9 protein-coding genes and 2 pseudogenes are annotated in these 13,193 nt (G+C 61.3%); 6 read left to right on the forward strand and 5 right to left on the reverse strand.

The window, feature by feature from the left end; all coding sequences use genetic code 11:
• Positions 1-79 precede the first annotated feature (79 nt).
• On the reverse strand, positions 80-3,007 hold the full coding sequence (locus tag P6U16_RS10095; protein ID WP_277703618.1) for an aminotransferase: 2,928 nt from the start codon (positions 3,005-3,007) through the stop codon (positions 80-82).
• Between the two features lie 303 nt (positions 3,008-3,310).
• On the opposite strand from P6U16_RS10095, the pseudogene P6U16_RS10100 reads away from it, so the two are divergent.
• The 6 genes and pseudogenes from P6U16_RS10100 (at position 3,311) to deoA (ending at position 9,547) form a co-directional block, all read left to right on the forward strand.
• Positions 3,311-4,845: pseudogene (locus P6U16_RS10100) on the forward strand (ABC transporter ATP-binding protein).
• A pseudogene (locus P6U16_RS10105) lies at positions 4,842-5,971 on the forward strand (ABC transporter permease). Before P6U16_RS10100 ends, P6U16_RS10105 begins: the two co-directional pseudogenes overlap by 4 nt.
• A gap of 3 nt (positions 5,972-5,974) precedes the next feature.
• Positions 5,975-6,946 (forward strand): ABC transporter permease, encoded by a 972-nt coding sequence (locus P6U16_RS10110; RefSeq protein WP_277703619.1) that lies wholly within the window; start codon positions 5,975-5,977, stop codon positions 6,944-6,946.
• 4 nt (positions 6,947-6,950) lie between these two features.
• On the forward strand, positions 6,951-7,343 hold the full coding sequence (locus P6U16_RS10115) for a cytidine deaminase (RefSeq protein ID WP_277703620.1): 393 nt from the start codon (positions 6,951-6,953) through the stop codon (positions 7,341-7,343).
• Positions 7,344-7,457: 114 nt separating this feature from the next.
• The gene (gene deoC / locus P6U16_RS10120; protein ID WP_277703621.1) at positions 7,458-8,234 is read left to right on the forward strand and encodes a deoxyribose-phosphate aldolase; all 777 of its coding nucleotides are present in this window, start codon (positions 7,458-7,460) and stop codon (positions 8,232-8,234) included.
• Entirely contained in the window at positions 8,231-9,547 is a 1,317-nt protein-coding gene (deoA, locus tag P6U16_RS10125) for a thymidine phosphorylase (RefSeq protein WP_277703812.1), read from the forward strand. The genes deoC and deoA overlap by 4 nt, the downstream gene beginning before the upstream one ends.
• Here deoA and P6U16_RS10130 read toward each other — a convergent pair.
• From P6U16_RS10130 to P6U16_RS10145, 4 genes are all read right to left on the reverse strand, one after another.
• Entirely contained in the window at positions 9,540-10,064 is a 525-nt protein-coding gene (locus tag P6U16_RS10130; protein ID WP_277703622.1) for a TIGR02281 family clan AA aspartic protease, read from the reverse strand. The two genes, deoA and P6U16_RS10130, sit on opposite strands and share 8 nt — an antisense overlap.
• Positions 10,065-10,193: 129 nt before the next feature.
• Positions 10,194-10,823: a uracil phosphoribosyltransferase gene (gene upp, locus P6U16_RS10135; protein WP_277703623.1), complete on the reverse strand. Its 630-nt coding sequence runs from the start codon at positions 10,821-10,823 to the stop codon at positions 10,194-10,196.
• Between the two features lie 107 nt (positions 10,824-10,930).
• Positions 10,931-11,899: an adenosine deaminase gene (locus P6U16_RS10140; protein ID WP_277703624.1), complete on the reverse strand. Its 969-nt coding sequence runs from the start codon at positions 11,897-11,899 to the stop codon at positions 10,931-10,933.
• The gene (locus P6U16_RS10145; protein ID WP_277703625.1) at positions 11,896-13,116 is read right to left on the reverse strand and encodes a phosphopentomutase; all 1,221 of its coding nucleotides are present in this window, start codon (positions 13,114-13,116) and stop codon (positions 11,896-11,898) included. Before P6U16_RS10145 ends, P6U16_RS10140 begins: the two co-directional genes overlap by 4 nt.
• Between the last annotated feature and the right edge of the window lie 77 nt (positions 13,117-13,193).

Below are 13,193 nucleotides of genomic sequence, written 5' to 3' on the forward strand. Positions count from 1 at the left end.
TGATTTGCGAAGGGTCGGGCCGGACTTAACCATTGCCTCCGTCTTCCGCGCAAGCCCGGACATATAGCCCCGCCGGGTTCTACCACCCCTCGGAAAGAACCCTTGTCAGCATGTCCGCGAAGAAATCGGCGCTTTCGATCGACAGGCAGAGCGGCGGCTTGATCTTCAACACGTTGAGATGGTCGCCGGTCGGCTGCATGATCACGCCGAGGTCGCGCAGGCGATTGCAGATTGCCGCCGTCTCCTGCGTTGCTGGTGAAAGCGTCACGCGATCTCGGACGAATTCGAGGCCGAGATAAAGACCCATGCCATGCACGGCACCGGCGAGCGGAAAGCGCTGGCAGAGCGCCTCCAGCCGGGCCTTCAGATGATCGCCGACGATCCGGGCGTTTTCCTGCAATCCTTCGTCTCGCAAGACGTCGAGCACGGTCATGCCGACGACGGACGAGACCGGGCTGCCGCCCGAGGACGAGAAGAAATAGCCTTCCTTTTCCAGCGCGTCGGCAATGGCGCGGGTGGTGATGACAGCGCCGAGCGGGTGGCCGTTGCCCATGCCCTTTGCGACGGTGATGATATCGGGGACTACGCCCTGCTCCTCGAAGCCCCAGAAATAATGGCCGAGCCGGCCGTAGCCGACCTGCACCTCGTCGGCGATGCAAAGACCGCCGCGCTCGCGAACCATGGCATAAACCGCCTGCAAATAACCGGGCGGAAGCGGAATGCCGCCAGCATTGCCGTAGACGCATTCGCAGATGAAGCCGGCAAGCCCCTCGCCCGTCGCATTGATCTTCTCCAGCGTGGGCAAAACGGCTGAGACATATTCCTCCGTCGAGCCAGGCCCGCGAAATTCGCCGCGATAGGTGTTGGGCGAGACGACCGGATGAACCCAGGGCGGCCGCGTGGTCAGCGCCTGCGGATTGTCGGCGATCGAGGTGGAGACGGCGTCGCTGGCCACCGACCAGCCGTGATAGGCTTCCAGCAAGCAGAGCATGTTTTTCGCACCGCTTGCGGCCCAGGCGAGCCGGAGCGCCAGATCATTGGCCTCCGAGCCGCTATTGACGAGAAAGACCGTGTCCAGCCCTTGCGGAGCCAGCCCCGCCAGCCGCTCGGAAAATTCGGCGACAGAGGCATAGTGAAAGCGGGAATTGGTGTTCAGCAGCGACCATTGCCGCGCCACCGCCGCGCTCAAGCGCGGATGGCCATGACCGAGGATGGTGACGTTGTTGAGCATGTCGAGATAGGCGCGACCCTCGACATCGAAAAGGTGCTCCTTCCAGCCACGCTCGATCTGTGGAGGGCTGTTGTAATAGTTCTTCTGCGGTCGTGCGAAATGGCTTTCGCGGCGGGCCAGAAGATCGGCGCTCTCAGGCGCCGGCGCATCGCAGTCGACGCCCAGCATTGCAGAGGGAGATGGGCAGAGGGCGGACCAGGCGGCGGCATGGGCGGGCCGAACAAAAGACGGCGGCACGAGGCCCGGCACCCGGCAAAGCTGAGCGGTCAGCAGACCGCGTCCGTCTCCAGTGTCCGCAACGAAGCCAAGCCGGTCGCCGGCGCTGAATGTTGCAGGGAGACTGTCAATTTCGGGATCCCGCCCGGACAGATGCAGCGACATGTCCGCACCAGCCAGGACGAACATGTCGCCATTGCGGACCAACTGCCCGTCGAAAGGAGCGGCAACGACCGTTCCGGCAGGAAGACGGAGCGTGACGTTGAGTGCAAAGGTTTCCGGGGCCTCAGCCGATAGCACCCGCGTGCGGGTCAGCCGATATTCGCCATAACGCGTCGAGGCCGAGCCGGTATCGGTGGCAGCGGCATCGAGTAGCGCATGTTCAATATCCGGGATCGACCAGTTCTCCTCCTTGAGCGCTGCACCCGTCGTGCCGAAATCGACCATCTGGATGTTTTGCGGATCAATGTCCGGCAGGAGCGGGCCGAAAACAAGCGGCGCGGGCTCGACGCCTTTGCCCAAGGCCTGCCGGATCGCCTCCTCCATCAACGCGAGGGGTACGGAAACGGCAACATCGAAGATGACCCGTTCGTGCTCGATATTACCGATCACGTAATCATTGTCCGGATCGATCGCCAGCTGTTGCTCGCTGCTGGCAACGAGGATCGTGGCGCGCGCGACGATCAGTGGCCAGAGAGCAGCCAGCTCGGCCTCGTTCAACGGATAGATTTCGTGAAACGCTTGAATCGCCGGCAGGAGGAAGAAGGGGTCGCCATCGGCATGATGCAGCAGCGAAGCGCAGGTGACGGCAAGGTCCGCGACCAGCCAACCCTTGAGGATATCGCCGAAATCGATGACGCCATCGGGAATGAGGCGGCCGTTGCCATCGGGCTGCGCGACGACATTGTCGTCCGTCACATCGTGGTGGATCGCTTGCAGCCGAAGCTCGGGCGCCAGCACCTGTATGCGCCTGACAGAACCGGCAAGAGCCTCCGCCAGCCGTCGCTGCAGGTGGCGGTCGGTCATCGACTTCAACAGGTGCAGACCGACAGGGCCCGCACGGCGCAGGTCCCATTGCAGCTCCCGCGCAAGACCCGGATGCTCGAAATCCGCAAGTGCGAGCGCGAGCTTTCCGGCAATGCGCCCGAGCCCGGCGACTGTCTCGACGGACAGATACTTGCGCCGCGTCAGCGGTTCGCCGTCGAGATAGTCCAGCAGGCGGATCTGGTAGCTGTCGCTGCCGATATCGAGGAACAGAATATCCTCGCCGCTCAGCCCCGGCATGATGCAGGGAACGCGCGGTGCACTGGGCTTAGCGGCGATGTGGCGCATGGCTGCATTCTGCGCCTTGAGCTCGACGGTCGCATAATCGGCGCGGCAGATCTTCAGGACGAAGCGACCTGCGTCCGTGTCCACCCGATAGTTGCGATCCTGCTGGCTGCCAAGCTCGACGATCGGCCCGGTCAGGCCATACCAGCCTTCGAGGATCGCAGCCGCATCCTCGGCGGTAACGTCAGGCCTTGGCAGTTCTGTCCGGCGCAGGAGCGCATCTTCCGGCATGGCATGTTCCCCAAACACATGAACCACCATTTAAACCAGCCTGTGGAAACAAGGAAAGCCCGTTCGCATCAGGCATCCGCACTTGCGACGCTCTAAGGTCGTGATATTGCCGCCATAGGGCGCAACACAAAAGGTTCTGGACTCTCCGCAATGATCCGGGAAGAGTATGAGCAATTGCGATTTTTAGGCTTCCGCGTCTGAAATTCGATGCTAAAGTTATACCAATTGGTAAAAAAATGGATGCCTGGACTGTAGCGTGAAAACGGCTGCGGAACTGGGCCCAACAGGGGTTACAGGGCAAATATGAGCGATATCGCCATCGAACTGCGTGGAATCGACAAGAGTTTCGGCCTTGTCCATGCCAACAGGAATATCAACCTGACCGTTCGCAAGGGAACGATCCACGGCATCATCGGCGAAAACGGCGCTGGCAAATCGACCCTGATGTCGATCCTCTACGGCTTCTACCAGGCCGACAGGGGCGAGATCGTCATTGACGGAAAGACGGTGACGATCAAGGACCCGAATGCGGCAATCGCCAGCGGCATCGGCATGGTCCACCAGCACTTCATGCTGGTCGAAAACTTCACCGTGCTCGAAAACGTCATGCTCGGTGCCGAGGACAGCCAGATCCTCAACACCAGCATCACCAAGGCCCGCGTCGAGCTGAAGCGTCTGGAAAAGGAATATGCGCTGGAGGTCGATCCGGACGCGCTGATCGAGGAACTGCCGGTCGGGCTGCAGCAGCGCGTCGAGATCCTGAAGGCGCTTTACCGCAAGGCCGATATCCTGATCCTTGACGAGCCCACCGGCGTGCTGACACCGCCCGAGGCCGATCACCTCTTCCGGATTCTCGGCCAGCTGAAGGACCAGGGCAAGACGATCATCCTGATCACCCACAAGCTGCGCGAGATCATGGCGATCACCGACGAAGTCTCGGTCATGCGCCGCGGCGAGATGGTGGCGACACGGCCGACGGCGGACACCTCGGTCGAAGAACTGGCTGAACTCATGGTCGGCCGCCGGGTGCTGCTGCGCGTCGACAAGGGCGAGGCCAATCCGGGCGCCGTCAAGTTCTCGGTCAAGAACCTGACGGTGCGCGATGCCCGCGGCGTGACCATGGTCGACAATGTCTCCTTCGACATCCGTGCCGGGGAAATCGTCGGCATTGCCGGGGTCGCCGGCAATGGGCAGTCGGAACTGCTGGAGGCGATCTCCGGCATCCGCAAGGCTGTCTCCGGTAGCGTTGATCTGAACGGCACGCCGATCGACATGACCGGCAAGGCCGATCCGCGCGACCTCAGAGACCGGGGCTCGCCCATGTGCCGGAAGACCGGCACCATGTCGGCCTGGTCCTAAAATTCGAGGAGAGCGAAAATTCGATCCTCGGCTATCACCATGACAAACGCTATCTCAACGGCGTCTTCCTCAACATCGAGGCCATTCGCGCCGATGCCGAAGACAAGATCCAGAAATACGACATCAGACCACCGAACGCGCGGCTGAGAACCGCGAATTTTTCCGGCGGCAACCAGCAGAAGATCGTGCTCGCGCGCGAAATGGAGCGCGGGCCGGATGTGCTGATCATCGGCCAACCGACCCGCGGCGTCGATGTCGGCGCGATCGAATTCATCCACAAGCGGATCATCGAGATGCGCGACCAGGGCAAGGCGGTGCTGCTCGTCTCCGTGGAACTCGACGAGATCCGCGCCCTGTCCGACCGTATCCTTGTGATGTTTGCCGGCAGGATTGTCGGAGAGCGCGATCCGGATGCGACCGAAGGGGAACTCGGCCTCCTAATGGCCGGCGTCGAAGGCCGCAAGGAGGCCGCAGAATGAGCAATCCATACGCAAAACTTCCCGGCTGGGCCGAATACGGCCTGATCCCGCTGATCAACCTTGTTGTCGCCTTTCTCGTGGCCGGTCTCGTGGTGCTGCTGGTCGGGGAAAATCCGCTTGATGCCGCCTATCACATGATCAACGGTGCCTTTGGTCGCGGCGAATATATCGGCTTCACGCTCTATTATGCCACGACCTTCATCTTCACCGGACTGTCAGTAGCGGTGGCCTTCCATGCCGGCCTCTTCAACATCGGCAGCGAAGGCCAGGCCTATATTGGCGGCATCGGCGTCGCGCTCGCCTGTCTCTGGCTCGACCAGACCATGCCCTGGTACATCGTCTTTCCGATCGCCATGCTCGGTTCGATCGCATTCGGGGCGCTCTGGGCGTTTCTGCCGGGCTGGCTCCAGGCCAAGCGCGGCAGCCATATCGTCATCACCACCATCATGTTCAACTTCATCGCCTCCAGCCTGATGGTCTATCTCCTGACCCGCGTCTTGAAGCCGCTGGGGTCGATGGCGCCGCAGACGCGAACCTTTGCCGAAGGCGGGCAATTGCCGAAACTCGACTGGCTGCTCTCGATCTTCGGGCTCGACATCGGCAATGCGCCGTTCAATATCTCCTTCCTTCTGGCGATCCTGGCCGCCTTTGGCGTCTGGGTGCTGATCTGGCGCACCAAGCTCGGCTACGAGATGCGCACCATGGGCCACAGCCCGTCCGCTGCGCGCTATGCCGGAATCAGCGAGCCGCGCATCATCATCGTGGTCATGATGATATCCGGCGGCCTTGCCGGCATGATGGCGCTCAATCCGATCATGGGCGAGCAGTTCCGCATGCAGCTCGATTTCGTGCAAGGCGCGGGCTTTGTCGGTATCGCAGTGGCGCTTATGGGCCGCTCGCATCCGGCCGGCATCATCCCCGCCGCCATCCTGTTCGGCATGCTCTATCAGGGGGCGCTGAAATCGCGTTCGAAATGCCGGCGATCTCACGCGATATGATCGTCATCATCCAGGGCCTCGTCATCCTGTTCGCCGGTGCGCTCGAAAACATGTTCCGGCCGGCGATCGGGCGTGGTTTTGCAAGCTTCGGTCAACGCTTCCCCGTCGCCTCACAAAAGGGAGCCTGAGACATGGATTTCTTCCACACCATCATCGCGCTTCTGGAATCGACCATCCGCGTCTCGGTGCCATTGATTTTTGCAGCCCTCGCTGGCCTTTTCACCGAACGTGCGGGCGTCTTCGATATCGGGCTTGAGGGCAAGATGCTGGGCGCCGCCTTTGCAGCCGGCGCCGTTGCCGCGGTAACCGGTTCCGTCACCATGGGGCTTCTTGCCGCGGTGCTGATTTCTGTGCTTCTGTCGCTCGTCCACGGCTATGCCTCGATCACCCAGCGCGGCAGCCAGATCGTCTCGGGCGTCGCTATCAACTTTGTCGTTGCGGGTTCGACCGTCATTCTTGGCGAGGCCTGGTTCCGGCAGGGCGGCCGGACTCCGGCGCTGTCCGGCGACGCGCGTTTCCAGACGATCACTTTCCCTTTTGCCGAGGAGATGCGTGACGTTCCAATTCTTGGCCCGATCTATTCCAATCTTCTTTCCGGCCATTTCCTGCTGACGTATCTGGCCTTCGCCATGGTGCCCATCAGCTGGTGGATCCTCTATCGCACGCGGTTTGGCCTCAGGCTGCGCGCCGTCGGCGAAAACCCGGGCGCGGTCGACACCGCCGGCATCTCGGTCATCTGGATGCGCTACCGGGCGGTGATCTGCTGCGGCATCCTCTGCGGCTTTGCCGGCGCTTATCTATCACTCGCAATGAACGCCGGTTTCGTCAAAGGCATGACCGCAGGCAAGGGCTATATCGCGCTGGCGGCTTTGATCTTTGCCAAATGGCGCCCGGTCAACATCATGCTGGCCTGCCTGCTGTTCGGCTTCCTCGATGCTTTTGCTATCCGTCTGCAGGGCAATCCGCTGCCGTTTATCGGCCAGGTGCCGGTGCAGCTGATGCAGGCCCTGCCCTATATTCTCACCGTCGTCCTGCTTGCCGGCTTTATAGGCAAGGCCATCCCGCCAAAGGCCGGCGGCATACCCTATGTGAAGGAACGCTAGGACAATGGAAAAAGATCTCTTCGAGGCTGCCCGCGACGCCATGGCCAAGGCGCATGCGCCCTATTCGAAATTCCCGGTCGGCGCGGCGATCCGCGCCGAAGACGGCAAAATCTATACCGGCGCCAATATCGAAAACCTGTCCTTTCCCGAGGGATGGTGCGCGGAAACCACGGCGATCAGCCATATGGTGATGGCCGGTCAACGGAAAATTCTGGAAGTGGCGGTCATCGCCGAAAAGCTTGCACTCTGCCCGCCCTGCGGCGGCTGCCGCCAACGGCTGGCTGAATTTTCCGGCGCCAGCACAAGGATCTACCTCTGCGACGAGACCGGCGTGAAGAAGACGCTAGCGCTTTCCGATCTGCTTCCGCACTGCTTCGAAACGGAAATACTGGGGTAAAGCCACAAAATCCGCTATTGAAGGATCCCGGTTGAACCGACCATGCGCAGCCATGCGTTTCCGACGACAGACACAGCGGGGAGAAATCCCTGCCGCCAGAGATGGATCGCGACCATGACCGAAGCCTCCACCCGCCAGATCGCCTCTCTGGCGCTGACCCTTCTGGACCTCACCGATCTCAGCGATACATGCACACCAGCCGATATTGAAACTTTATGCGCCGATGCCCACACGCCTTATGGGCACACAGCAGCCATCTGCATCTGGCCGCGCTTCGTGCAGCAAGCCCGTGGACGTCTGGGCCCGGCAAACCCGGTCAAAATCGCAACCGTCGTCAATTTTCCACTTGGCAATCTCACGGTCGATACGGTTGTAAAGGAGACACTTGACGCGATTGCCGATGGTGCCGATGAGATAGATCTCGTCATTCCCTATCACGCGTTGATGGAAGGCGACGAGCAGGCTGTCCGTGCGATGATCTCTGCCGTGCGCGCGGCCTGTGCGCCTCCGATCGTGCTGAAGGTCATCCTGGAGACCGGGGAACTGAAGGAGCGCGATCTTATTCGCAACGCATCCCATATCGGCATTCGCGAAGGCGCCGATTTCCTGAAGACTTCTACAGGCAAGGTGCCAGTCAATGCAACGCTGGAGGCTGCCGACATCATGCTGACCTGCATTCGCGAAAGCGGTCGTAAGGTGGGCTTCAAGCCGGCAGGCGGCGTGCAAAGCGTGGCTGATGCGCGGCTCTATATCAACCTAGCCGACACGATCCAGGGAGCGGACTGGGTCATGCCCTCAACCTTCCGGTTCGGAGCCTCGATCCTTCTGAAGGATATTCTTTCCGTGATCGACGGGCGTGAATCGGCAGCAATTGCCGCGGCGGCATACTGACCATGATCCCGCAGGAAATCATACGCCAGAAGCGCGATGGCCACGCACTCGACGATGCAGCGATCGTCGATTTCATTCGCGGGCTTTCCGACGGTTCCATCTCGGAGGGACAGGTCGCAGCCTTCGCCATGGCGGTCTGGTTTTCAGGGATGACCCGCGACGAGACGGTGGCACTGACGCTGGCGATGCGTGATTCAGGCGATATCCTCGACTGGAGCAATATCGGCCGGCCGGTCGCCGACAAACACTCCACCGGGGGCGTCGGCGACAATGTTTCGCTGATGCTGGCGCCGATCGCGGCGGCCTGCGGTCTTGCCGTGCCGATGATCTCCGGGCGCGGACTCGGCCATACCGGAGGCACCCTCGACAAGCTCGAGTCTATTCCGGGATACGATATAAAACCCTCCGCCGGAGTTTTCCGCGAAACCGTGCGCAAGGCCGGCTGCGCAATCATCGGCCAGACTGCCAATCTTGCACCAGCCGACCGGCGGCTCTACGCCATCCGCGATGTGACCGCCACGGTGGATTCACAAGCCCTGATTACTGCCTCGATCCTCTCGAAAAAACTTGCTGCTGGCCTTCACTCGCTGGTGCTCGACGTCAAGATCGGCAATGGCGCCTTCATGGCGAGCCTTGAAGAAGCGGAAGGCCTTGCCCGTTCGCTGGTGGACGTTGCCAATGGTGCGGGTGTTCGCACGACCGCGCTGATCACCGACATGAACGAACCGCTTGCCGATGCGGCCGGCAACGCGGTCGAAATCGAGAACTGTCTGGCATTTTTACGTGGCGAAAAGGCCGGCAGCCGGCTCGAAGCGGTGGTGCTTTCCTTTGCCGTAGAAATGCTGATGACGGCGGGCATTGCGGCGAGCCCCACCGAAGGACAGGACCTGGCAGCACGGGCGCTTTCAAGCGGCAGCGCGATGGAGTGTTTTGCAAGGATGGTGCACCAGCTTGGCGGGCCGCATGATTTCACCGAGCGATCGCAGAACTATCTGCCCGAGGCGCCGGTGATTCTGCCGATCGAGGCAACACTTGATGGTTTTCTCAGCGGCTGCGACACACGCGAAATCGGCATGGCGGTGATTGCACTTGGCGGTGGCCGCACGCATCCAGACGACCCGATCGACCACCGGGTGGGCCTTTCGCAGATCAAACCACTCGGAACGAAGCTGATAAAAGGCGAGCCGATCGCATTCGTGCACGCTGCAACGGCGACACAAGCGGAGGCCGCCCGGACGCGCCTTGCAGACCTCTATCGTATCGACCCGGAGGCGCAACCGGTGCGTCCCGTGATCCTGTCCAAGATCACCTGAACATGTGAAGCGCACCACCTTCGACGCGGTAGGACGAAAGCTTGTTCATGAAGCTCATGCCGATCAGTGTACCGGACAATGCCGCGTCCGGAAGCACCAGCGCATCGACACGGCGCACGCCGATCGTACCGATCTCGACGCGGTCCAGTTCCACATGGGCACCCTTCACGACGCCGTTGGCCGTGCTGACCGCCGCATTGAATTTCAGGCTGTTGGGCGAAATGCCGAGGCGCCGCGCGGCCGACATGTTGATGGCGATCATGCTGGCACCGGTATCCACAAGCCCTGTTTCGCGACGGCCATTGATCCTGAACGTGCCGAAGAAGTGGCCTTTGGCGTCGGCAGAAAGCTTGACACCCTTGCTGACCGCGTATTTCGCCGTGCTGACAGGCAGTGTCCTGTCCGTATCGCCTGCCTCTTCCGTCGCCGACCGTTCAAGATAGGTCGTCGCCAGGCCCGGGAGGGTCAAAGCCGACACGGCAATAATACCGGCAAAGGTGAGCAGACGGGCAAACATGCAGAAACACTCCCGGACAGAAAGATAGCTCGCATGAGCAAAGCACGAACTTGTCTAACAGGATGCAAAAAGCCGCCGGATTTCCCGGCGGCTTCAAAGACAATCGTAGAGCTGGTTAAGAAACCGAAACTATTTCGTGCCGTACATCCGGTCGCCCGCATCGCCGAGACCCGGCACGATATAGCCGTTCTCATTGAGGTGGCTGTCGATCGACGCGGTGAAGATCGGCACGTCGGGGTGCACTTCGTGGAAATTGCGGATGCCCTCGGGTGCCGCCAGCAGGCAGAGGAAGCGCAGATTGACGGCGCCGCGTTCCTTTAGCTTGTCGATCGCGGCTATCGATGAATTGCCGGTCGCGAGCATCGGATCGACGACAATGACCAGCCGCTCCGACAGGCTCTCCGGTGCCTTGAAATAATATTCGACAGCTTCAAGCGTCTCATGGTCGCGGTAGACGCCGACATGGGAGACGCGGGCGGAGGGAACCAGTTCCAGCATGCCTTCGAGCAGACCGTTGCCGGCGCGCAGAATGGAGGCGAAGACCAGCTTCTTGCCTTCGAGAACGGGCGCCTGGATGGTCTGCATCGGCGTCTCGATGGTTTCCATCGTCAACTCGAGATCGCGCGTGACCTCATAGCAGAGCAACGTCGAGATCTCGCGCAGCAGGCGGCGGAAGCCGGCCGTGGACGTTTCCTTCTTGCGCATGATGGTCAGCTTGTGCTGAACGAGCGGGTGGTTGATGACTGTAACGCCGTCCATGGCAAGGGCCTCCTGCGGAATCCGGATTTGACATCCTTTTTCACGGAAAAGCGGCGCGCTGCAAGGGGCGTGCAACGCTTTGCTACGTCATCCCCAGCCGGTGATCGTTACAAGGTCGCCAGCAATCGTGTTCTCGTCGGTTCGTCGACGAAGGCAGCCTCGATCGCGGTGCGGGTCATGCTGTCGATCTCATCGTCTGAAAAGCCCATGACCTGCGAGGCGATCTCGTATTCCTGGAGCAGCGATGTATGGAAGAACGGCGGATCGTCGGAGTTGAGCGTGACCTTGCAGCCTGCGTCGCGCAATGCCCTAAGCGGGTGCGAGGCAAAATCCGGGAAGACCTGCAGCGAAATGTTGGAGCCGGGGCAGGTTTCGAGCACGACACCCTCATCGGCGATGCGCTTGACCAGATCGGCATCCTCGATGGCGCGCACGCCGTGGCTGATGCGTGACGGCCGGACGTGATCGAGTGCATCCCGAACGCTGAAGGCGCCGGACAGTTCGCCGGCATGAATGGTCAGGCCAAGCCCAGCATCGCGGGCAATATCGAAGGAGCGCTTGAAATCGACGACGCGGTGCATGCGCTCCTCGCCGGCAAGATTAAAACCGGTCACCAGCGGATGATCGCGCCGCGCCGCATAAAGCGCTGTGCGCTCGGCTGCTTCCGCGCCCATGTGGCGAATGATGGTGATCAGCATGCGCCCTTCGATGCCGGTCTTGGCCTTGGCGGCCTCGATGCCGGCGGCAAGGCCACGCAGATAGGCATCCGCCCCCAGTCCGATCGTGTTGCCATGATCCGGCGAGACGATGATCTCGCTGTAGATCGTGCCGGCTTCGGCAAGTTCGGTGAGATAGGCCTCCGCCAGCAGCGCATAATCCTCCTCCGTGCGGAACAGCGAGGCCACGGCGTCGTAGCATTTGACGAAGCTCGTGAAATCCGCCCAGACATAGGCGCCATCCTGGATGATGCTGGTGACGTCGAGGCCGTATTTACGGGCCTGCTCCAGCGCCAGTGCCGGCGGCGTCGCACCTTCGATATGGCAGTGCAGTTCGGCCTTTTTCAGATGTGCAGTCACAGAAAACTTCTCCCATGCAGGCCGGTTTCCAGCCCAAGATGTTTGGCGACGGTTTCGCCGATGCCGGCAAAGCCCGGCAGGATGCCGATCGAACGCGTGCGAATATCAGGCCCAAAAACAAGGACTGGGACACGCTCGCGGGTATGGTCGGTGCCGCGCCAGGTGGGGTCGCAGCCGTGATCGGCGGTCAGGATCACGATATCTCCGGCTTTCAGCTTGCGGTCGAGATCCGGCAGGCGGCGGTCGAAGGCTTCCAGAGCTGCGGCATAGCCCGCCACATCACGACGGTGACCATAGAGCATGTCGAAATCGACGAAATTGGTGAAGACAAGATCACCGTCAGCCGCCTCATCCATCACGGCCAAGCTGGCATCGAACAGCGCCTCGTTGCCATTGGCCTTGATGACCTTGCCTATGCCCTGATGGGCAAAGATGTCGCCGATCTTGCCGATGGCATGCACCGTCCGGTTCGCTTTAGTCAACCTGTCGAGCAGTGTCGGCTCCGGTGGCAGCACGGAAAAATCGCGCCGGTTGCCGGTGCGCACGAAGCTCTGTGGGCTCTGGCCGATAAATGGCCGGGCGATGACGCGGCCAATATTATAGTCGTCCAGCAGGCGGCGCACCGTCAGGCAGAACTCAAGCAGCCGCTCCAGTCCGAACGTGTGCTCGTGGGCCGCGATCTGGAAGACGGAATCCGAGGATGTGTAGCAGATCGGCTTGCCGCTCCACAGGTGCTCTTCACCATGGCGGGCGATTATATCGGTGCCCGAGGCGTGGCAATTCCCAAGGATCCCCGGCACGTTGCCCTCGCGGCAAATGGCTTCAACGAGTTCAGGCGGGAAGGCATCGCCTTCTGATGTAAAATAGCCCCAGTCGAACATGACGGGCGTTCCGGCGATCTCCCAGTGGCCTGATGGTGTGTCCTTGCCGCGCGAGACTTCACTGGCCGCACCGTAAAGCCCGAACACCCGGTCGGGCACCGGCATACCGTCGGGAAGGCGGCCAGTCGCAAGACGGGCGGCGTGCAGCAGACCGAGCGCGGACATGTTGGGAAGGCTAAGCGACCCCTCGCGCAACCCCGCACGATCGGCCGCACCGGCCGCGCAGAATTCGGCAATGTGGCCGAGCGTATCGGCGCCATCGTCGCCAAAGTCGCGCGCATCCGGCGCGCCGCCAATGCCGAAGGAATCGAGAACGAAAAGGAATGCACGTGCCATGGGTCACCCGGAAAGCCGATTTTCCGTGTCTTCATCGGCCGTTTCACGGCTGGCGCGGAATCGAACCGATCAATATC

The sequence above is a fragment of the Rhizobium sp. 32-5/1 genome (genome assembly GCF_029537235.1).
Classification (GTDB): domain Bacteria; phylum Pseudomonadota; class Alphaproteobacteria; order Rhizobiales; family Rhizobiaceae; genus Pararhizobium.

Excerpts from the sequence above, each read along its gene's own strand:
- upp (WP_277703623.1), bottom strand. The coding sequence starts at position 10,823 with ATGGACGGCGTTACAGTCATCAACCACCCGCTCGTTCAGCACAAGCTG.
- P6U16_RS10145 (WP_277703625.1), bottom strand. The coding sequence starts at position 13,116 with ATGGCACGTGCATTCCTTTTCGTTCTCGATTCCTTCGGCATTGGCGGC.
- deoC (WP_277703621.1), top strand. The coding sequence starts at position 7,458 with ATGACCGAAGCCTCCACCCGCCAGATCGCCTCTCTGGCGCTGACCCTT.
- P6U16_RS10110 (WP_277703619.1), top strand. The coding sequence starts at position 5,975 with ATGGATTTCTTCCACACCATCATCGCGCTTCTGGAATCGACCATCCGC.
- P6U16_RS10115 (WP_277703620.1), top strand. The coding sequence starts at position 6,951 with ATGGAAAAAGATCTCTTCGAGGCTGCCCGCGACGCCATGGCCAAGGCG.
- P6U16_RS10095 (WP_277703618.1), bottom strand. The coding sequence starts at position 3,007 with ATGCCGGAAGATGCGCTCCTGCGCCGGACAGAACTGCCAAGGCCTGAC.
- P6U16_RS10130 (WP_277703622.1), bottom strand. The coding sequence starts at position 10,064 with ATGTTTGCCCGTCTGCTCACCTTTGCCGGTATTATTGCCGTGTCGGCT.